General features: G+C 61.6%; 19 protein-coding genes. 6 read left to right on the top strand and 13 right to left on the bottom strand.

The genetic code is table 11. From position 1 onward, the window contains the following. Positions 1 to 200 precede the first annotated feature (200 nt). From AC07W0_RS13540 to AC07W0_RS13490, 11 genes are all read right to left on the bottom strand, one after another. Positions 201 to 1,904 carry an AMP-binding protein gene (locus AC07W0_RS13540; protein ID WP_102617575.1) on the bottom strand — a complete coding sequence of 568 codons (1,704 nt, stop codon included), beginning with the start codon at positions 1,902 to 1,904 and terminating at the stop codon, positions 201 to 203. Between the two features lie 31 nt (positions 1,905 to 1,935). After that, positions 1,936 to 3,234, bottom strand: coding sequence for an acetyl-CoA C-acetyltransferase (locus AC07W0_RS13535; protein ID WP_046484514.1), 1,299 nt, complete (start codon positions 3,232 to 3,234; stop codon positions 1,936 to 1,938). Further along, a complete protein-coding gene (locus AC07W0_RS13530; RefSeq protein WP_046484513.1) occupies positions 3,231 to 4,121 on the bottom strand; it encodes a MaoC/PaaZ C-terminal domain-containing protein in 891 nt (296 codons plus the stop codon). Before AC07W0_RS13530 ends, AC07W0_RS13535 begins: the two co-directional genes overlap by 4 nt. 3 nt (positions 4,122 to 4,124) lie before the next feature. Then, positions 4,125 to 5,468 (bottom strand): 3-oxoacyl-ACP reductase, encoded by a 1,344-nt coding sequence (locus AC07W0_RS13525; RefSeq protein WP_102617576.1) that lies wholly within the window; start codon positions 5,466 to 5,468, stop codon positions 4,125 to 4,127. A 71-nt stretch (positions 5,469 to 5,539) separates the two neighbouring features. Next, positions 5,540 to 8,065: an acyl-CoA dehydrogenase gene (locus AC07W0_RS13520; protein WP_102617577.1), complete on the bottom strand. Its 2,526-nt coding sequence runs from the start codon at positions 8,063 to 8,065 to the stop codon at positions 5,540 to 5,542. Positions 8,066 to 8,345: 280 nt separating this feature from the next. Further along, complete coding sequence (locus tag AC07W0_RS13515) at positions 8,346 to 9,803, bottom strand: outer membrane protein transport protein (RefSeq protein WP_102617578.1); 1,458 nt, start codon at positions 9,801 to 9,803, stop codon at positions 8,346 to 8,348. Positions 9,804 to 9,909: 106 nt separating this feature from the next. After that, positions 9,910 to 10,404 (bottom strand): PraA/PraB family alkane oxidation protein activator, encoded by a 495-nt coding sequence (locus AC07W0_RS13510; protein ID WP_126585555.1) that lies wholly within the window; start codon positions 10,402 to 10,404, stop codon positions 9,910 to 9,912. Positions 10,405 to 10,544: 140 nt separating this feature from the next. After that, positions 10,545 to 11,081, bottom strand: a complete 537-nt coding sequence (praB, locus tag AC07W0_RS13505; protein WP_082107767.1) for an alkane oxidation protein activator PraB — start codon at positions 11,079 to 11,081, stop codon at positions 10,545 to 10,547. Between the two features lie 133 nt (positions 11,082 to 11,214). Next, the gene (gene praA / locus AC07W0_RS13500; RefSeq protein WP_017846505.1) at positions 11,215 to 11,709 is read right to left on the bottom strand and encodes an alkane oxidation protein activator PraA; all 495 of its coding nucleotides are present in this window, start codon (positions 11,707 to 11,709) and stop codon (positions 11,215 to 11,217) included. Positions 11,710 to 11,844: 135 nt separating this feature from the next. Then, a complete protein-coding gene (locus tag AC07W0_RS13495; RefSeq protein ID WP_046383671.1) occupies positions 11,845 to 13,125 on the bottom strand; it encodes an alkane 1-monooxygenase in 1,281 nt (426 codons plus the stop codon). 294 nt (positions 13,126 to 13,419) lie between these two features. Then, positions 13,420 to 14,418, bottom strand: a complete 999-nt coding sequence (locus AC07W0_RS13490) for an alpha/beta fold hydrolase (protein ID WP_173677808.1) — start codon at positions 14,416 to 14,418, stop codon at positions 13,420 to 13,422. 258 nt (positions 14,419 to 14,676) lie between these two features. Here AC07W0_RS13490 and AC07W0_RS13485 point away from each other — a divergent pair, with 258 nt between their 5' ends. The 5 genes from AC07W0_RS13485 (at position 14,677) to AC07W0_RS13465 (ending at position 18,977) form a co-directional block, all read left to right on the top strand. Continuing rightward, positions 14,677 to 16,215 (top strand): flavin-containing monooxygenase, encoded by a 1,539-nt coding sequence (locus AC07W0_RS13485; protein ID WP_102617580.1) that lies wholly within the window; start codon positions 14,677 to 14,679, stop codon positions 16,213 to 16,215. Then, positions 16,212 to 17,102, top strand: coding sequence for an SDR family NAD(P)-dependent oxidoreductase (locus AC07W0_RS13480; RefSeq protein ID WP_102617581.1), 891 nt, complete (start codon positions 16,212 to 16,214; stop codon positions 17,100 to 17,102). Before AC07W0_RS13485 ends, AC07W0_RS13480 begins: the two co-directional genes overlap by 4 nt. 15 nt (positions 17,103 to 17,117) lie before the next feature. Then, positions 17,118 to 17,966, top strand: coding sequence for a metal-dependent hydrolase (locus tag AC07W0_RS13475; protein ID WP_046383674.1), 849 nt, complete (start codon positions 17,118 to 17,120; stop codon positions 17,964 to 17,966). Between the two features lie 428 nt (positions 17,967 to 18,394). Then, the gene (locus tag AC07W0_RS13470; RefSeq protein ID WP_226927611.1) at positions 18,395 to 18,625 is read left to right on the top strand and encodes a hypothetical protein; all 231 of its coding nucleotides are present in this window, start codon (positions 18,395 to 18,397) and stop codon (positions 18,623 to 18,625) included. 22 nt (positions 18,626 to 18,647) lie between these two features. Continuing rightward, positions 18,648 to 18,977, top strand: coding sequence for a DUF6388 family protein (locus AC07W0_RS13465; RefSeq protein ID WP_046383675.1), 330 nt, complete (start codon positions 18,648 to 18,650; stop codon positions 18,975 to 18,977). A 30-nt stretch (positions 18,978 to 19,007) separates the two neighbouring features. On the opposite strand, the gene AC07W0_RS13460 is transcribed toward AC07W0_RS13465, so the two are convergent. Next, a complete protein-coding gene (locus tag AC07W0_RS13460) occupies positions 19,008 to 19,829 on the bottom strand; it encodes an aldo/keto reductase (RefSeq protein ID WP_102617582.1) in 822 nt (273 codons plus the stop codon). A gap of 105 nt (positions 19,830 to 19,934) precedes the next feature. Here AC07W0_RS13460 and AC07W0_RS13455 point away from each other — a divergent pair, with 105 nt between their 5' ends. After that, the gene (locus AC07W0_RS13455) at positions 19,935 to 20,429 is read left to right on the top strand and encodes a DUF1543 domain-containing protein (RefSeq protein WP_102617583.1); all 495 of its coding nucleotides are present in this window, start codon (positions 19,935 to 19,937) and stop codon (positions 20,427 to 20,429) included. Between the two features lie 66 nt (positions 20,430 to 20,495). Here the strand turns inward: AC07W0_RS13455 and dapF are convergent, their stop codons facing one another. After that, positions 20,496 to 21,305, bottom strand: a complete 810-nt coding sequence (gene dapF / locus AC07W0_RS13450) for a diaminopimelate epimerase (RefSeq protein WP_102617584.1) — start codon at positions 21,303 to 21,305, stop codon at positions 20,496 to 20,498. Between the last annotated feature and the right edge of the window lie 17 nt (positions 21,306 to 21,322).

Genomic DNA, 21,322 nt, shown 5'->3' with positions numbered 1-21,322 from the left:
CACTGTGGTCTTGGGCAGCTCGGTGCTGCGAAACTCCACATGGCGGCTCGAGAACAGCGCTGGGTCAATGTGAACTCGGTCTGAAATGTGGGAGGGGGCTTGCCCCCGATGATGGTGGATCAGTCGATAGGCTCGGTGACTTCAACTCCGCTATCGGGGGCAAGCCCCCCTCCCACATTTAGATCACCTAGAGATTCAAGTTAGCGCAGCGCGCGGCGCAGCACCTTGCCCACTGTGGTCTTGGGCAGCTCGGTGCTGCGAAACTCCACGTACCTGGGCACTTTGTACCCCGTCAGGTATTCCCGGCAATGGGCCAGGATCTGCTCCTGAGTCAGGTTCGGGTCTTTGCGCACCACGATGATCTTCACCCTCTCGCCGGTCACGCCATCTTCCACACCGATTGCCGCCACTTCAGCAACGCCGGGGTGCAGCGCCACCACGTCTTCGATTTCATTGGGGTACACGTTGAAGCCCGAGACCAGGATCAGGTCCTTCTTGCGGTCGACCAGGCGGATATAACCGCGCGTATCCATCACCCCGATATCGCCGGTCGACAGCCAGCCCTCGGCATCCAGCACCTCGGCGGTTTCCTTGGGCCGCTTCCAGTAGCCCTGCATCACCTGCGGGCCGCGCACTTGCAATTCGCCCTGCTCACCGAGGTCGGCCAATTCGCCGTCTTCGCGCATGAAACGCACCCAGGTCGACGGCAAGGGCACGCCGATGCTGCCGGTGAACTCCATCTCGCGCATGCGGGAAATGTCGATGGGGCTGATGCTCACCACCGGCGAGCATTCGGTCAGCCCGTAGCCTTCGATGATCGGCAGCCCGGTGACGTCCTTCCAGCGCTTGGCCACCGCCGTGTGCGTGGCCATGCCACCGGCGATCACCATGCGCAGGTCGGAAAAGTCCCGCGCACAGAACTCCTGGTTCTCCAGCAAGCCGTTAAACAACGTGTTGACCCCGGCAATCCCGTTGAAGCGCTCCTTGCGCAGGATCATCTGCACGCGCTTCACGTCCCGTGGGTTGGCGATCAGGATGTTGCGCCCGCCCAGGCACATGAACATCAGGCAGTTCACCGTCAGCGAAAAGATGTGATACAGCGGCAACAAGGTGACGTTGGTTTCCTGCTTGTCCTGGTCCAATTGGTTGCCGACCCAGGCCTTGGCTTGCAGCAGGTTGGCGATGATGTTGCGGTGGCTGAGCATCACACCCTTGGCGTCACCCGTGGTGCCGCCGGTGTATTGCAGGAAGGCCAGGTCGTCGAGGTGCATGTCCACCGGGAAATGGGTCAGCGCCCTTCCTTGCTTGAGCGCCTGATTGAAGCGTACCGAACCGCGCAGGTTGAACCTCGGCACCTGTTTCTGCACGCGGCGCAGGATGAAGTTCATCGCCGCGCCCTTGAAGGTGCCGAGCAAGTCGCCAATGGCCGCCACCACCACGCGCTTGACGCTGCTGCCGGGCATGGCTTTTTCCAGGGTGTGGGCGAAGTTCTCGAAGATCACCACCGTCTCGGCGCCGCTGTCCTTGAGCAAATGCTTGAGTTCATGGGCGGTGTACAGCGGGTTGACGTTGACCACCACCGCACCGGCCAGGATCGTCCCCAGCAGGCAGATCGGGTACTGCAAGCAGTTGGGCATCATCAGCGCCACGCGTTCGCCGGTCTTCACACCCTGGCCTTGCAGCCAGGCGGCAAACGCAATGCCCTGCATGTGCCAGTCGGCATAGGTCATTTCGGTGCCGATGCTGACGTAGGCCACCCGTTCGCGGAATTTTTCCAGGTGCTCCAAGAACACCTCGCGCAGCGACGGGTAGTCCTCGATACCGGCATCGATGTCCGCCGGGACGCCAGGCAGGTAGGCGTTCAACCAGATGCGTTCGGTGTGTTCCAGGCTGATAGCGTTCATGGCAGTTTCCTTGTTGTTGTTTTGGATAGCGCTACTTTTCGACGATGGCGGTAATGCCCAGCCCGCCCGCCGCGCAGATCGAAATCAGGCCGCGCCCGCCGCCACGCTCGTGGATCGCCTTGGCCAACGCCGCCAATTGCCGGCCCCCGGTGGCGGCGAAGGGATGCCCGCAGCCCAGGGAGCCGCCGTTGACGTTCATCTTGGCGCGGTCGATGGTGCCCAGCGGTGCGTCCAGCCCCAGCTGTTCGCGACAGTAGTCGGCGTCTTCCCAGGCCTTGAGCGTACAGAGCACCTGGGCGGCGAACGCTTCGTGGATCTCGAAGAAATCGAAGTCGGCAAAGCTCAGGCCCTCACGCTTGAGCATGCGCGGCACGGCATAGGCCGGCGCCATCAGCAGGCCTTCGCTGCCGTCGACAAAATTCACCGCCGCGGTCTCGCCGGTGCGCAGGTAAGCCAACACCGGCCAGCCGTGTTCGGCGGCCCACGCTTCACTGGCCAACAGCACCACCGAGGCGCCGTCGGTCAGCGGTGTGGAGTTGCCCGCCGTGAGCGTGCCGTTCTGGCGGTCATAGGCCGGGGACAGGCTGGCGAGCTTCTCCAGGCTGGTGTCGGCGCGCAGGTTGTTGTCCCGTGCCAGGCCGCGATAGGGGCTGATCAGGTCGTCGAAGAAACCGCGTTGATAGGCGGCATCCAGGCGCTGGTGGCTGCTGAGGGTCAATTCATCCTGGGCCAGCCGCTTGATCTGCCAGCGCTTGGCCATTTCTTCGCAGTGCTCGCCCATCGACAGACCGGTGCGCGGTTCGCCATTGCGCGGCAGCAGCGGCTTGAAGAACATCGACGGACGCACCTTCAGCAGCGCCTTCACCTTGTCGCCCATGGCCTTGGCGCGATTGGCCGCAAGCAAGGTGTGGCGCAGCGCTTCATTGAGGCCGATGGGCGCGTCGGACGTGGTGTCGGCGCCACCGGCGATGCCCACGTCGATCTGGCCGAGGGCGATCTTGTTCGCCACCAGCAAGGCCGCTTCCAGGCCGGTGCCGCAGGCTTGTTGCAAGTCGTAGGCCGGGGTTTGCGCAGACAGCGTGGTCGATAACAGCGACTCACGCGCCAGGTTGAAATCCCGCGAGTGCTTGATCACCGCGCCCGCAGCGAACTCGCCCAGGCGCTGGCCATGCAGGTTGTAGCGGTCGACCAGGCCTTGCAGCGCGGCCACCAGCAAATCCTGGTTACTGTCGTGGGCGTACACCGTGTTGGAGCGGGCAAACGGAATGCGGTTGCCGCCGATGATCGCCACGCGGCGGGTCGGGGCCGGGTTGAAGCTGTAGTCATTCATTTAAGACGCTCGTTCCAGATAAAAAGCCCGCGCATGTGCGGTTTGTCACCGGCGAAGTTGCGCACTTCGAACTCACGCCGTGGGCCGCTCACGGGGCGGCGCCACAGCGCGACCTGGCCGGGCAGGAAGATCGGCAGCTTGAAGTCGCAGTGCGCTTGCGCCTGATCCAGGCCGCCCGGCGGTTGCTCGGCGGCCAATGCGCGGCCCAACGTCCACATGCCGTGGGCGATGGCGCGGCGAAAGCCAAAGAGTTTTGCGCCGATCAGCGAGGTATGAATCGGGTTGAAATCCCCCGAGACCTTGGCAAAGCGCCGGCCCAGGTCGGCGGGCAGCACCCAGCGCTGGGTGCGCAACAGGCCTTCTTCCTGCAAGGGCAGCACGTCCGCCCATGGCTCACCCACCGGGTTTTTCACGTCGCGCCGCAGGTACAGGCTGTCGCTTTCCCACAGCAGCGTGTCCGCACCGTAGGCCCGGGTGGCGATGCTCAGCGCCTGGCCCTTGGGGTGCGCCACCCAACGCTCGCAATACACCTCCAGGCGCAGGGCCTGGCCCGCGTGCAAGCGCTGGTGCTGACGAATGCGATTGGCCAGGTGGACCATGCCGCTGGCCGGGTACGGGAAACTCGGCCGGGTCAGCAGCATCAGGTGCAACGGGAACGCCAGCACCTGCGGGTAGGCCAGCGGCACGCCCTGCTCATGCCGGAAACCACAGGCGCGGCCATACGCGGCGATGCCGGTGGCCGGCAATTCCACCGCCGAACGCACCAGGCGCGCCTTGGGCAACTCAGGCGCGCCGTCGAGCTTGGGTTTGCGCAAGGCGCGCAGGCCGTCCAGCAACAACTGGGGCTGCGACGGCGGCGGGTCGATGATCTGCGTCACGTAGTCCATGGCTCAAGCTCCCAGCAGGCTTTGGCCGCACACGCGCACGACTTGGCCGTTGACGCCGCCGGACGCCGGGTGGGCCAGCCAGGCGATGGTCTCGGCCACGTCGATCGGCTGGCCGCCCTGGGACAGCGAATTCATGCGCCGCCCGGCTTCGCGGATCAGCAGCGGGATCTTCGCGGTCATCTGGGTTTCGATGAACCCCGGCGCCACCGCGTTCACCGTGACCTGCTGCGCCGCCGCTAACGGTGCCAGGCCGTGGACCAGGCCGATCACCCCGGCTTTGGAAGTGGCGTAGTTGCTTTGCCCGAGGTTGCCGGCGATGCCGGAAATCGACGACACACAGACGATACGCCCGCCCGGGTTCAGGCCCTGGCATTCCAGCAGCGCATGGCTCAGTTGCATCGGCGCTTGCAGGTTGACCGCCAGCACACTGCGCCACGCCGCTTCGGTCATCCGGGTGATGGTCTTGTCGCGGGTGATCCCGGCGTTATGCACCACCACGTCGAAGGCGCCGGATTGGCTGACATGGGCCTGCAACAGCGAGGCCGCATCTGCTGCGGTAATGTCCAGTGGCAACGCCGAGCCACCGACGCTGGCGGCGGCATGTTGCAGCGCGTCCTCGGCTTGGGGCACATCCACGCACACCACATGGGCGCCGTCGCGGGCCAGTACCTGGGCAATCGCCAAGCCGATACCACGGGAGGCACCGGTAACCAGCGCGCGGCGGCCGGCGAAGGGGGTGTCCCAGTTGACCGTGACAGGGCCGTCCAGCGGTTTTTCCAGGCGCACCACTTGCCCCGACACATAGGCCGAACGACGCGACAGAAAGAAGCGCAGGCTGCTCTCCAGGGCGTCTTCGGCCCCCGGCGCGACGTAGATCAATTGCACGGTGATCGCCCGGCGCAGTTCCTTGGCCAGCGAACGCACCAACCCTTCGAGGGCGCGCTGGGCGATGGCCTGGGGCAAATCCCGACAGTCTTCGGGAGCAGTGCCAAGCACCACCACGCGACCATGCTGGGCGAGGCGCTTGGCGTTGGCGTGGAAAAATACGTAGAGCTCATCGAGCTGCTGCAGGTCGACGACGCCCGTGGCATCGAACACCGCGCCCTGCACCTTGACCGTAGACGGCGCCTTGAGGGTCGCTGCAGTGGCGGCGACCGTGTCGGTGGCGCTGAAAATCTGTTGCACTTGCACAGCCAGGCGCCCTGCCCCCGCGACGATCACCGGGTTGGCCAGGCCTTGCTGGCCACGGCGATGACGTTGCAGCAGCAACGGTTGCGGCAGGCCGATGGCCTGGGCCAGGCGTCGGCCCCAGGGAGAATTGACGAACGATAGGTAGCTGTCACTCATATAAACATCCACTCACGATACGGTATCGGTATGAACGCCCGAGCCATGTAGGCGCGTTCATTCAGTGCCACTCAATTGACCGAAGCATTCTCGCCCTGGCTGGTACGACGCTGGGTAGACGGTTGCAACACGTGCTTACGCTGCTGCAACGCCTCGAGCAGACCGAAGTCCTGCGGGAAGTCGTCGACCTGGATGCCGTGGTCGGCATATTCCACATAGCGCGCGAGCAAGGCGTCTTCATCGCTGCCGATCAAGTCCAGCGCCCGCGCCTTGACGCGCCAGGCGGCAAAGGCCGTGGCGGCGATCGGCATCGGTTCGAGCAAGCCCTGTTTGATCGCAGGCTTGAGCCGTGCTTCGATCAGCTCCACCTGCGGCAACAGGCGGAAAGCCAATTCGCCGTAGGCCAGCTTGTCGATTTCCGGACGTGGGATATAGGAATTGGCCAGCAAGCGCTCACGGGTTTCGCCGGAGGTCTGCACCACATCCGCCACCTGGGCCAACAGCCGGTCCGAGGGTTTACGCAACGGGATGCCAAACGGAAAACTCAAGCCGCGCACCACCGCTGCCGCAGCTTTCGACGGATAGTTATCGAGTGTTTCGGCGAGGGCTTCATGGGCGCGCAGCAACGCATCCTGGGCCGACCAATGCACCAGCGGCAAGTCCGCCTGGGGCCGACCGTCGTCTTCAAAGCGCTTGAGCACGCAGGACAAGATGTACAACTGCGAAAGAATATCGCCCAGGCGCCCGGTGATACTTTCCTTGCGCTTGAGCGCACCGCCGAGCACACCCATGGAAACGTCCGAGATCAAAGCCAACACCACCGACAGCCGATTGGCCTGACGGTAGTAGGACGCCAACGCCGGCTCGGTCTTGGCGGGTGCGGAAATCAGGCGCCCGCCAGTGAGCGAATGCACTGCGGCGCGCACCGTATTGGCCAGCACAAAGCTCACATGGCCGAACATTGCGCTGTCAAACGCTTCAAGCGCCTTGCGCCGATCGGGGTTGCGCGCCGCTTCCATCTCGCGCAACACATAGGGATGGCAACGGATCAGGCCCTGGCCAAAGATGATCAGGCAGCGGGTCATGATGTTCGCGCCTTCTACCGTGATCGCAATCGGGCTTTGTTGATAAGCGCGGGCCAGGAAGTTGTTGGGGCCCATGCAGATGCCCTTGCCGGCGACGACGTCCATGCCGTCGTTGACGATCATCCGCGCGCGCTCGGTGACGTGGTATTTGGCGATGGCGGAGATCACCGAAGGTTTTTCGCCGGCATCCAGCGATGCCACCGACACCTTGCGCACCGCGTCGCAGGCATACAAATGCCCGGCCATGCGCGCCAACGGGGCTTGCACGCCTTCGAACTTGCCGATGGGCAGGCCGAACTGTTTGCGCATCGCCGCATAGGCGCTGGTGCCGCGTACTGCGACCTTGCCCAGGCCGACGTTGGCCGACGGCAAGGAAATCGCCCGACCGGCCGCCAGGCATTCCATCAGCATGCGCCAGCCGTTGCCGACCTGTTCGCGGCCGCCGATGACCCACTCCAGGGGAATGAACACATCCTTGCCGGTGGTAGGACCGTTCTGAAACACCGCGTTGAGCGGCCAGTGCCGACGACCGCTGTTCACGCCCGGATGGGAGGTTGGGATCAACGCGCAAGTGATGCCCAGCGAACCCGGCTGGCCGAGCAGACCTTCCGGGTCTTGCGCACGAAACGCCAGGCCAAGCACCGTGGCAATCGGGCCAAGGGTGATGTAGCGCTTGTCCCAGGTCACGTTGAAACCCAGCACTTCCTCGCCTTCGTGCAGGCCTTTGCAGACGATGCCCAGGTCCGGAATCGCCCCAGCGTCGGAACCGGCATACGGGCTGGTCAGCGCGAAACACGGAATGTCTTCGCCACGCGCCAGGCGCGGCAGGTAGTAATTGCGCTGGGCATCGGTGCCGTAATGCAGCAGCAATTCCGCCGGGCCCAGGGAGTTGGGCACCATCACCGAAATCGCCGCCGCCGAGCAGCGTGTCGACAGCTTCATCACCACTTGCGAATGCGCGTAGTGGGAGAAGCCTTTGCCGCCGTACTGCTTGGGAATGATCATGCCAAGGAAACCGGCGTCCTTGGTGTACTGCCAGCCCTCGGGGGACATGTCTTGCCAGACCTGGGTGGTTTCCCAGTCGTTGGCGATGTCGCACAGGGTTTCGACTTCGTTGTCGAGGAAGGCTTGCTCCTCGGCGCTCAGGCTGGCCGGCGCGGCTTGCAGCAGGCGCTGCCAGGCGGGTCGGCCGCTGAACAGTTCGGCATCCCACCACACGGTGCCGGACTCGATGGCCGCGCGCTCGGTGTCGGACATTGCCGGCATCACTGTACGAAATAGGCTCAGAGCCTTGCTGGTCAACAGGCTGCGGCGCAGCGGTTTGATTGTCATCAGCAACGCGGGCAATACCACTAACAGCGCCACGACGGTGGTGCCGAAAACGGCGACCACGTTGAACAGGTAGCCGGCCGCCAGCCAGGCCAGGCCGGCGCCCAGCCAGTGGACAGCGGCGGCTTGTCGATACGCCAGGGCAATCGCGGCTGCGAAACCCACCAATAACCAGATCACCATGGGGATACCTCTACTCGATTCAGGGCGTAGCAAACGCTGGCGCAGATCGATATGAACTGCGGCGTAGGGCAACACTACAAATTTGGCAAGCCAGATTCAAATTATGTTTTGAAATTTTTATTTAACTCCTGGGCAAAAAAATACTGGGCTGAGCACGTCAGCCGGGGTCACGAATACGAACATCGGAATAGGTCACATGGCGACCCGTAAATGAGGGCAAACAGCAGGAAGAAGGCATTCAGATGCGCTTAGTGCCTTCCTCCATAGCCCTCGATATCTGTTAAAACTTGTAGGTGGCCGATACGCTGACCACATCGCCTGACGACTCAGCCTTGCCGTCCAGGCTGGCGCCACCCAAGCGGTCAACGTTTTTGGTTTTCAGCTTCACTTCCTGCACGAACTGATGGGAATACGCCAAGTCAAGACTCAAGCCCTTTACAGCCTTTACCTCGTAACCCGCACCGAACGACAAGAACGTACGATCACCATCCGGGATACGGGGGTCACGGGTCGAGTTGCGGGTTGGTGTCTGGTCAAGGGCCACACCGGCACGCAGCGTCAGTTCATCGGTGGCACGGAAGTCACCGCCGAGGGAGTACATCCACGAGTCCTTGTAGTTGTAGGGGATTGAGACGATGGTGATATCACCGGACTTGAGCGTGAGGTCCTTGAACGACGACCACTGCGTCCAGTTCACACTTGCGCCCAAGGTGAATCGGTCATTGAACTGATGCACCCAGTCAAAGCCCGCAGTCGCGGGAATATCCAGTTGGGTACTGGCATGTGCGCCATCCGGGTACAACGCCAGCCCAGGATAAGCCGACCCAACCAGCGTGCCAGTGCCAGTGAACGGGTTCGGTTGAGTCATCAGGGCATAGCTGTACGAGTCTGAACGAATGTTGTACTTGCCCGTCATCTTGTTCTTGATCTTGGCGTGATAGTTCAGGCCCAAGGTGTCTTGGTCAGTAGGTTTCCAGGTAATACCGGTAAACCAGCCGGTGGAGATATTGTCGACCTTGACCCGTATCAGCGCGCCTCCGACCCCTGCCGGCAAATCAATACTGCCCAGTAATGGGTCCTGGGAGTTGGCAGCAGCCGCCAACAAATCGATGTTCTGACTCACAAACCCTTTACTGTGTTGAACAATAAGCCCACCGCCGATGGCGAACTGATCGTTGACTTTGAACGAAAGCGAACCGGTCAATCCCACGGTTTCGATCTTGGTGTCTACAGCAAAATCGCGAAGTTTGGAGTCTTCGTCCCAAGTTGAGCGCATCCCTTGTGGCACCACTTGGCTCAAGCCAAAAGCGAACCGGTCCCCCAGGGGCATCACCATGAACCCGGTCGGCAACCAGGCAGTGAAACCACCCTCGCCACCATCATTGTTGTTGACCGTTGGCGATGAAAGGTCAGGGAAACCATCCGCACCTATTGGACTGTTCGAGACAGGGTTACCCAGATAATCATTAGCCGCGCCCTTATATTTGATTTTGATGCGCGCGTAGTCGACCGTCATTTGTGCGACGTTCTGGTCCACAAACGCCATCGCGGCGGGGTTGTTGTACGCCGAACTGGGGTCGTTCTTGAATAGCGAACCACCACCAAAGGCGCGCCCCCAACCAGGAGCCCCATAAGTCGGTGTGGAAAATCCGCCGGCCTGCACGGGCGTGGCAACCATCACCCCGCCCATCAATGCCAGTCCCAGCAAAACCTGTACCTGTTGTTTTTTATTATTCATGCGGCACTCCATATTGTTATCTCACTGAACCAGCCCCAGCCGGATCGCTTGCTGCTTTAATTTGCCCACTTGAAGGCATATTTGAATCGGTAGATGGCGATCCAATTCATGGTGTGATCGTCAACGCTGGCGAGGGTTTAAAGTTGAACGTGTTCAGCCTGCAGGTTGAGTTCACGGTGTGGGGGCTAGTGAGGCTGAAGGTATCGTCAGCAGCACTCCACTGCATCGCAACTGCACTGGGAGTGGCGCAACTGTCGTAGGCGAATTTCTGCATGAAGCCTGAGAGGCTCGCGGTATTGGCACTTGTGGGCACCAGTGTCCAAGGCAGATTCAATGGCCCGGAAATATTGCATAAGGCATTCCCGGCAAAAGTAGCGCCGGTGATAGTTGCACTCGAACCGTCAGCCGCTACTTGTCCAGTCAATGCAATGCTGCAGGGAATAGGTGTCCATACCAACGGCTTTATTCCCGTCGCAATTGTGCCGGTTGCGTTAAAAGCAGCACCGGCCTGGGCAAATGTTGCGGCACTGACCATGGAGGAGCCAAACACCAACCCTAGTAACACGGCGGCTAAAGAAATACGTGGAATAACATGTTGCATTGTCTTGACCCTCAACTTTCTTGTTGTTGTCAGTCGGTAGCGCCGATTTCTAGTATTTAAGAAAACCCCGCCAAACAAGCGCCTCGTTAGAGGCGCCTGCCTTTCAACGGGTGATCAACCCTTTCCACGGATTACATGCTTCAAGGAACAATGGTGACACCAGTGGCTTTGACATTCAGCGACTGCACGGTGCAACCGCCGGAAAGCGCTTGGTTAGCGGCAGTCAGGGTGATGCTTTTATCCGAATCCAGAGGACCGGTAGTTGAAGCCAGAGCTACGTTAATGGTGGACGGGCCGCAGCTTGTTCCGGGGATCAAAGGCGGTACACCGGTAATGGTGTAACCGACGTTGGTTGCGGTGCCTGAAGTGGTGGTGGCCGGTGTCAACAACCATGGCAAGCCGGTGATCTGAGGCAAATTGCACAGAGTACTGCTGCCGGGAGACACGACCACATTGGTGATATCAGCCTTGCCATCAGAACGAACCGTTCCTGAAAAAACGGCTTTACACGTCACGGCAGCGCCAAAAGACGACGGGGATTTGACGACGATAGTGCCCGTAGCGTCGGTTTGGAACGTCTTCCCAACAGGGCTAAAAGACGCCGCACCGGCCATCGAGGCCGCACCCATGCACACGGCCAAAGCAGACAACGACACGAGAGTTTTCAAACTTTTCATTATTTTTCCTCACATGTTATGGCGAGTCATTCGCCAGGGGTAATGGCCATGAACGAGAGGTCACGGAGAAACTGCAGAACTTCCCTTTCCAGCCAAATTTCAATTCAATTACCGCTGCAACTATCGGATATATCTATTCGACAACTTTGAAGTTGGCCGGCATCTTGATCGACACCGTCTTGATCTTGCAGTCTTCGCCAATCGGCACATTGACGGCTTCCAACTTGCCGGTGGCGTTATCCCAGGTGCCGTCGGCCGTGGAGGGGCCGCACTTGCCGCCCAGGCCGAAGGCGTGGACGTCCACGCTGATCTTCGACATCGAGCCGCTTTGGGTGTCTTTGGCCACCAAGATCCACGGCAGGTTGATCGCTTCGACCCGGCTGCACTTGAGGCCGCCGTCGAATTCAACCTTGTCGACATTGACGGACGAACCGTCGGCGGCAACCTTGCCCGCCACCTTGATGGTGCAGTCGGCACTGATCAGCTTGCCTTTGGAAAAACTGATGGGACCTTGGGCAGTAAACGCACTGCCGGCAGGTTCAATACGGGCAGCCTGGGCTTGCTGATAGACAATCAGACCCAATGCCGCCAATAAGATATGGGCAGTGAACTTGGCAGGTGTTTGCATGGTGAACGTCCTTCCCTTGCTTTTATTTTTGTGGGGTCAAACAACTCTCTTGCAATGAAATCGATAAACGCTGGGCGATAAGAAACCGCGCGATACAAAGATCCCGAGCACGCCAGGTAACTTTTTCAGTTCATCTCAGAACGTTTTGCTATTGCCGCCGTATTGTTTCAGATAGTGCAAACGCTTGGACGGTTGAAGATTGGTCAGGGTGATATCCCCGGCATAATGCCTGAGCACCCGATGGTCCATCCGTCGTCGCCACAAATACGGCACGTAAGCCCAGACAATCATGCTTGCATAACCGTAGGGAAGTTGCGGCGATTCATCGAAGTGACGCAACGATTGATAACTGCGCGTCGGATTGGCGTGATGATCGGAGTGCCGTTGCAGTTGGAACAGAAAGATATTGGTCACGATCCGGTTACTGTTCCACGAGTGTCGCGGCGAGCAACGCTCATAACGGCCGTTGGGCAACTTCTGGCGTTTAAGGCCGTAGTGTTCGACGTAGTTCACCACTTCCAGCAGCGAGAAGCCGTAGATGCCCTGGATGATCAGGAACGGAATCACCGCCGCCCCCAACCAGGCAATCATCGCGCCCCACAACACCACGCTGTACAGCCAGGCGCTGAGCACGGCGTTTTTCCAGTGCCAGGCCGGCAGGCCGAGTTTGCGCAGGCGTTCGCGCTCCAGGTTCCACGCCGAGCGTGCGCTGAACCACACCGAGCGCGGCAGGAAAGCCCAGAAACTTTCCCCCAGCCGCGAGCTGGCCGGATCTTCCGGGGTGGCGACACGGACGTGATGGCCCCGGTTGTGTTCGGTATAGAAGTGCCCGTAGAACGTCGGCGCCAAAGTGACTTTGGCCAGGAACACTTCCAGCGGCTTGGGTTTGTGCCCCAGCTCGTGGGCGGTGTTAATCGCGATGCCAGTCGCCGCGCCCGTGGACATGGCCATGCCCAGGTACGTGAAGGCACTGACCTGGCCGTGCAGTTGGGTGCGCGAGGTGAGATAGGCGGCCGTTTTCGCCAGCCAGCTCGAAGGTTCCAACGCGGCGGTGGCCTGGAGCAAACCGCCGTTGATGATCCAGTCGATACCGCCGGCCGCCAGCCAACCGGTGATCACCACCGAAGCGATGACGAACAGCACGCCGGTGTAGATGATCCAGCGGTAGTAGCGTTGCGATTCGAGGTGGTTGACGGCGGACTCGGGCGGGTTACTCACGTCTTCGCCCAACAGGCCATCGATCAGCGGGATGAGGCCGAAGATCACCAATACGCCAACCCACCACAGTTGTTGCACGCCGCTGGTGATTGCCAGTGTGCCGGCGAGTAAAGGCGTTGCCAGGGGCAGGATGCCGAGCCACCACAGGTGGCGTTTGCCGTCGGCCCAGACCTGCGGGGTGGCCAGGGTCTGATTCATGGCAACCTCCGGACGAGGCAGGTGCAAAACAGGTTCGAGGAGCGCGGAAGGCTCCGGGAAATCAACCATGCGATAAAAGACATTTTTTTCATTGTTATTCGCTCTTAGGCATTTCAAAAATCATTTCAAAACAAACATTGAAATATTTTTTTAAATAAATAACGCGGAATCGTTAGGTCGTCAACTAGTTTATCGAGCCCTTTTTTGCGTGACCGAGCAGTCTCTTTTTCAGCTGGCTGGTCAGGTGTCTAGAGCGCGCATTGACGCCGTTGTGCCGCGACTCGGATGGCCCGATTATTTGTCCGCCATGGCCAACGGTGGATGCAGGACGGTGGTGTTTTGCGGTGATCGGGCCCGTTTGGCCACCTGTTCCACCACCGCCACAACACGCTCCGTCGCGGTGATCGGCAACATATGGCCGCGCCCCTCCACCAGTTGCAGCTTGAGGCCGGGCACCCGGCTCGCGAGGGCCTGGCCGTGCTTTTGAAAGTCCAGCACCTTGTCCTTTGCGCCGTAGATCAGGCCGATGGGCAGGGTCAGTTGCGGGTAGCGCTTGACCATGCCCGGCAGGTGATCGTTGACCTGGTTGATCTCGGTGGAGGCCGCATAGAAGTTGGCCGGGCGCATGCCGAGCAGCCCGCCGCCGCGTGTGGCGAAGTCCGCTGGCGCGGGGTCGGGGGCAAATACGCCCTTGACCACCGAGCCTTTGGTCAGCAGGCCGATCGGCATCGTCAGCGTGTGCGACAGCCAGCGACGCAGCCACGCCGGGCGCACCGCCAATGACAGGAACACTAGCGGCAACAGGCGCTGGGGATGGGTCAGCGGTGCCACCAGGATCAACCCGGATACCGCGTGGGGATGGTCGAGGGCCAGCGCCAGGGCCACCGCGCCGCCGAGGGAATGCCCCAGCACCAGCGGTCGATCCAGGCCCAGCGCCTGGATAAAAGCCGCGATTTGCCGGGCCTGGGCCGGCAGGTCCGCCGCCGTGCCCGGATGCCGGGTCGAATAGCCCGAGCCAGGCCGGTCGAGCGTGATGACCCGGAAATGCTCGCGCAACTGCCCCGACAAGGCGTAGGTCAGGTTGCGACTGCTGCCCATCAGCCCGTGAATCATCACCAGCGGTGGGCCCTTGCCCTCGTCGAGATAATGAAAGCGCTCGCCATCGACGTCCACAAAGCGCCCGTTACTTGGAACGGCCGCTTCGATGCGCCGTGTCATCCAGGCACTGAAGCCCCATGCCACCACGCTCGCACCGACCAGCACACCCGCAGCGATAACCCATTCGACAGCCATAGCTCGGTCCTCTGCTTCCCTGCTGCCGACCGCCCGACCGGAATTGATCAAGGCCTCAGCCATCGCCCACACCCTGGACCTAAACTTCGTGCATACCGTCGCACATAAGGAGCCAGGGACTAGCCTAGGCGATATTTTCAGGCAGATTATTTAAAATCTTTTTTAAAATAAGTAATTCAATTTTCCTTTGCAATGGTGTTCTATCTAAAAAGACAAAACAAAAACAGGAGCACATCCGATGCCCACGCAGGCCCGCCTATGAATGCCCACAGTGACTCCATCGACATCGCCATCATCGGCTCAGGCTTCGCCGGCCTGTGCATGGCGATCAAGCTCAAGGAAGCCGGCTTTAGCGACTTCTTTATCGCCGAACAGGCCGAGACACTCGGCGGCACCTGGCGCGACAACCACTACCCTGGCTGCGCCTGCGATGTGCAGTCCCACGTCTATTCGTTTTCGTTTGCGCCCAACCCGCACTGGACCCGCCAATTCGCCGCGCAAGCGGAGATACGCGCCTACCTGGAGCAATGCGCCCGACGTTTCGCGCTGGCGCCGTATCTGCGCTTCGGCATGGGCCTGCAACGTGCGGTGTTTGATGAGCAGCAACAACGCTGGCAACTGAGCTTCAGCAACGGGCGCCAGGTCAGCGCGCGGGTGCTGGTGTCGGGCATGGGCGGCTTGTCGCGCCCGGCGCTGCCGGATATCCCGGGGCTGGACAGCTTCAAGGGCCAGCGCTTTCACTCCCAGCAGTGGGACCACGCCTATGCCCTGAAGGGCAAGCGCGTGGCGGTGATCGGCACCGGCGCCAGTGCCATTCAGTTCGTGCCGCAGATTGCACCGCAGGTCGCCCATTTGGACCTGTTCCAGCGCACCCCGCCATGGATCATGCCCAAGCCCGACCGAGCGATTTCCCGCGTTGAGCGCTGGGCGTTCAAGCACCTGCCCTTCACCCAACGGCTGGTGCGCGGCGCCTTGTATTGGGCGCTGGAAGGCCGCGTGGTGGGCTTTGCCCGGCACCCACGGCTGATGAAGATGGTGCAGAAAGTCGCCCTGCGCCACTTGCACAAACACGTCACCCGCCCTGCCCTGCGCAAGGCGCTGACGCCGGACTACACCCTCGGCTGCAAGCGCGTGCTGATCTCCAACGACTATTACCCAGCGTTGTCGCGCAGCAATGTGCAGGTGGTGACCGACAGCGTGCTGCGCATCGAAGCCGATGGCGTGATCACCGCCGACGGCGTCAAGCACCCGGCCGATTGCCTGATCTTTGGCACCGGGTTCCAGGCCACCGACCCGCTGCCCCGCGACTGCATCATCGGGCGTCACGGCGTCGACCTGATGGACGCCTGGCACGATGGCGCCCATGCCTACAAAGGCAGCACGGTGCCGGGCTACCCGAACCTGTTCCTGATCATCGGCCCCAACACCGGCTTGGGGCATAACTCGATGATCCTGATGATCGAAGCCCAGGTCGCTTACATCCTCGATGCGCTGCAACAAATGCAGCGCCACCGCATTGCCACGGTGGAGGTCAAACCCGCGGTGGAACAAGCCTACAACCACCAATTGCAGGACAAACTCACGCGCACCATCTGGAACACCGGCGGCTGCCGGAGCTGGTACCTCGACCCTCGCACCGGCAAGAACACCACCCTGTGGCCCGGCTCGACCTGGCGCTTCAAGCAGATCACCCGGCATTTTGCACTCAAGGATTATGTCGCCAGCATGGCACCGATTGACGCGGCGCCCCGCGCAATGGCCGCGCCACATTCCACCGCAGAAGGGAGCCTGTCATGAAGTCATTCAACGGCCGCGTGGCGGCGATCACCGGCGCGGCATCCGGCATGGGCCGCGCATTGGCCCTGGCCCTGGCGCGCGAAGGTTGCCACCTGGCGCTGGCGGACAAGAACAGCCAAGGCCTGGACCAGACCGTGGCGTTGATTCAAACCGCCACCCTGGCGCCGGTGCGGGTGACCACCCAGGTGCTGGATGTGTCCGACCGGCACGCCATGCAAGATTGGGCGGCGCGCTGCGCTGCCGAGCACGGCCAGGTCAACCTGATCTTCAACAACGCCGGAGTGGCGCTGTCGAGCACCGTCGAAGGCGTGGACTACAGCGATCTGGAATGGATCATCGGCATCAACTTCTGGGGCGTGGTGTACGGGACCAAGGCCTTCCTGCCGTATCTCAAGGCCAGCGGCGACGGCCATGTGGTCAACACGTCCAGCGTGTTCGGGCTGTTTGCCCAGCCCGGCATGAGCGGCTACAACGCCAGCAAATTCGCGGTGCGCGGCTTTACCGAAGCCCTGCGCCAGGAGTTGGACCTGCAACGTTGCGGCGTCTCGGCCAGTTGTGTCCACCCCGGCGGCATCCGCACCGATATCTGCCGTAGCAGCCGCATCGACGCCAACATGACCGGCTTTTTGATCCACAGCGAACAGCAGGCCCGCGCCGACTTCGAAAAGCTGTTCATCACCGACGCCGACCAGGCCGCCAAAGTGATCCTGCAGGGCGTGCGCAAGAATAAACGCCGCGTGCTCATCGGCCGCGATGCGTATGTTCTCGACCTGCTCACCCGCTGCCTGCCGGCGGCCTATCAAGCGCTGGTGGTGTTCGCCAGCAAGCGCATGGTCCCCAAACGCCCAACGCCGCTGTTTGACAGCAATGACGAGAGCCGTCTCTGAACAGGAGCAAGCCCCATGCTACCAATCCGTCGCGATATCCGCTTTGCCTTGCCGGCCGAACGCATCAAGGACTGGCACGAACAAGGTCCGTTCATCACGCATTTTTTCAATGCGTTGTCGCTGCTGTTTCCCCAGGGCGAGCTGTTTTTCATGGACAGCGTGCGCCACTACCGCCAACGCATCGATGACCCGGCGCTGAAACAGGAGATCCAGGGTTTTATCGGCCAGGAGGCCATGCACAGCCGCGAACACCTCGCCTATAACGACTTGCTGCAAGCCGCAGGCCTGCCGGCACATCGCCTGGACCGGCGCCTGAAATTCTTCCTCGACCTGCAGAAAAAACACCTGCCGCCGGCGTTCAACCTGGCGGTGACCATCGCCCTGGAGCATTACACCGCGATGCTCGCGGAAATCCTCCTGAGCGACCCTTCGCGCTTCGGCGATTCACTCAAGGGTTACCAGCAGATGTGGTACTGGCATGCCCTCGAAGAAACCGAGCACAAGGCGGTGGCGTTTGACGTGTGGAACCGCGTGATCAAGCCGGGCCCCCTGCGCTACCTGCTGCGCACCGGGAGCATGCTGACCACGACGCTGCTCTTCTGGCTGGTGGTGTTCGACTTCCACCTGCGCCTGCTGATTGCCGACCGCAAGGCCGGCGGGCATGTGCAAGGGTTCTGGCGCATGCTCAAGTTTTTGTATGGACCCAAGGGCGTGTTCCCACGGATGCTGCGGCCGTGGCTGCACTACTTCAAGCCGGGCTTTCATCCGTGGGACCACGACAACCGTGCGCGCCTGGCGAGGATCGAGGGCTTGGTCGAAGAGATCGAACAGACCCAGCGCGAATACCGATCGGCCCAAGCCTAGACCCGCCGCGCACGCAACCTGGTACAGCGCCACGACCACCCTGATCGCCGTGGGTGCTCGGGTCAGCGTCGAGGCGCCCCCCCGACGCTGAATAACGCACAGCGCGCCCTCACGGCCGGCGCGCAGCCCCTCGAAGACAGGGCCGGGAACACACCGGCCACCGCCACACATGACCAGGCGCGGCGCGAAAAGCCGTTGCGGTCGCCCAGTTGATTTTTCAGGTTCCTCAGCATGCTCATGTGCGCGCTTGCGCTTTAGCCACGGAACTTTCTGATAAGAAGCAGTCCCTAAACCTGTTTCAAGATGTAATATCTGCGACTTTTTCAGGGTTCCCGGATCGCGCAGCAAGGGGAACACGCTGAAATCGCCAGCAGCAAGGAGCTTGGCTTGAGATGCAACACAAACGGTCTAATACTATGCACCCACTGATGTTTAACGCACTGCTGTGGTTATGTGGGGTTGCTTTGCTCTACCTGGCCAAGGCGGTTATGGAGCTGTTTTTAGGGCCGATCAGCGAAACCTGGATCGACCTGACGCTGGTGCTGACCGCGTACCTGTTACTTTTCGTCCTCGACCCCATACGCACCCGGATAAACCGCCGCATGCGCAAACGCGCCCGGCGTAGACAGGCTTGCCAAGACACCGGCGCAGATGCCTGACTTTTTTTCGAGGAACCCACCTGTGTCCCAACCCGGCGATACCCATCAACTCGCGCTGGACCGATTTCTGCAGGCACACCCGGATGTCCTCACCCAACTGGACACTCTGAACCCGCTGGCCGCCCAGGCCAAAGGCGAAACCCTTGCGCAATACCGCGCCGAACGCCTGCATGAGGCGTTCGAAGCCGAAGCCGAGCGCCTGGGGCTGTTTGCCTGGGAGCTGACCCTCAAGCTGACGGCCGAATCCGCCCAGGCATTCGAAGCGCAACGCCTCGAAGTGCATAAGGAAGTGGCGCAGATGGCGGGGATGAGCTGGGACGAATACTGCGAGTTGCATGGCGTGAGCGGCTGACGCGGCACGCCCCATGCTGGTTTTATCGCCTCACACCATCGCCAGCGGATGCTTGCGCTTGGGCGCTCCGAACACCCGGTCGATGGCGTCGAGGTCGTGTTCGTCCAGCACCAGTTGAGCGGCGGCGGCGTTGAGCCGCACATGCTCTTGCGTGACGGCCTTGGGGATGGCGATCATCCCGTCCTGACGCACTACCCAGGCCAGCGCGACCTGCGCGGGCGTCGCCTGATGCCGATGGGCGATCTGCTGGAGGGTCGGGCTGGACAGTAATTCGCCGCCTTGCGCGATCGGACAGTAAGCCATCAACGGCAAGTGATGTTGTTGCCACCACGGCAGCAGGTCGAATTCGATGCCGCGCTCCTGGATGTTGTAGAGCACCTGGTTGGTCGCGCAGGCCGGTGACGCAAGTTCCTGCAGGTCGGCCACATCGAAGTTGGAAACACCCCAGCGGCCGATCTTGCCGGCTTCGCGCAAGCGCTCGAACGCCTCGACGGTTTCTGCCAGCGGGTACTGACCGCGCCAGTGCAGCAGGTACAGGTCAATGTAATCGGTGCCCAGGCGCTGGAGGCTGGCATCGCACGCGCGCGGTACGCCCCGGCGGCTGGCGTTGCGGGGGTAGACCTTGCTCACCAGGAACACCTGCTCGCGCTTGCCGCGAATGGCCTCGCCGACCACGCTTTCGGCGCCGCCTTCACCGTACATTTCGGCGGTGTCGATCAAGGTCATGCCCTCGTCGATACCGCACTGCAACGCCGCGACTTCGACGCGGCGCCGGTCCGGGTCTTCGCCCATGCGCCAGGTACCCTGGCCAATGACAGGGACCGGAACACCGGCCAGATCGATGGTTCGCATGACAATCTCCTGATGCGTTCGCGGGTTAACAGTGTGGCATTCACCGGACAAAAGGGTTCAATCGAAGTATGGTTGCCTTTTGCCAAATCGCCGGAAGGGCCTGCAATGCTGTTTGTCGTGATGCTCGGGGGCAAGCACCCACGGGCCAGGATCGAAGTCCATGACGTGGTATTCGCCGTGGCGGATACGCTGGACGCCACCTACCCACAGTTACGCGATGCCTGGTTTGGCAGCCCCAAGGGCGTGCATATCGATTCGTGGATGGCGGTCGATGGCGTCGACGGTTGGAAAGTCGAACTCAGCCACCTGGCGCCCCAGGCCGGCGCGCCGCACCTGTACTTCATCAACCTGGGCGGCTATGAGACCAACCGCTTTGGCGAGGCGCATCACTACCTGCTGGTGGTTGCCCGCGACAAAAAGGAAGCGACGGGCAAAGGCAAGCAACAGCTGCTGCGTCACTGGTCACAGGCCCACACCGACGGCGTGCTGGACATCGACGACTGCCTGCCCATCGATCTGGTCGACGGCCGTTACCTTCACCTCGTCCAAGCCCCGCACCGGCCGGTGCTCCAGCAGAACGACTACATTGTGCTGGCGTGAACCGGCTTTACCCGCTCCGCCGACGCTCAACCGCCGGCACCGGATGAACCGCTGCCGGAACTCAATTTACCCTATGGGCACATAGACGATGCCCTGCATGATCGGCTCCACGCTCCCGGTCAACACCACGCCGCCCTGCCCGTCCCACTGCACGGTGACTGTGCCTCCGTCGCATTGCACCTCGACGCGGTCGTCGAGCAAGCCGCGGCGAATCCCATTCACCACCGCGCCGCAGCAGCACGAGCCGGACCCGAGCGGCACGCCGCCGCCGCGCTCCCAGATCCGCAGGCGAATATGCCCGCGATCGATGACCTGGACAAAATGCACATTGGTCCTGGCGGGGAACAGCACGTGGGTTTCCAGGGCTGGGCCCAGGGTCGCCACGTCGACAGCGGCGAGGTCCGCGACAAAGAAGGTGCAATGGGGGTTGCCCATGCTGCACGCCGCCGGGTCGCCTTCGAGGGGCAAGTACAGTGTGTCCATCGACTCGGCCAGCGGCACCGCGGCCCAGCCCAGCGATGGCGCGCCCATATTCACCGACACCCGCTGCCCCGACTCACGCACACAGGTCAGCAAACCGCGGTCGGTACGCAGCACGATGGTATCGGTGCCGGCTTCATGCATCAGCCGCTCGGCCACACCGCGCGTAGCGCTGCCGCAGGTTTGCAGGGGCGTGCCATTGGGGTTCCAGAATTTGATCCGTGCGGCAGCGTCTGCGCAATCGAGCACCACCGCCAACTGATTGAAGCCGATGCCGGTGTGACGATTGCCGAGACGGCGAGCGACCTGCGCGCTGATCGGATCATCCAGACCACGGCGATCGATGATGAGGAAGTCGTCGCCGTGGGCGTGCATCTTCACGAAAGGCAGCGTCATGGCGTGTGCTGTGGGCG

Source organism: Pseudomonas sp. GW704-F2 (assembly GCF_059423025.1).
The sequence above is the reverse complement of the archived record's forward strand: the minus strand, read 5'-3'. Positions and strand labels throughout refer to the sequence as shown.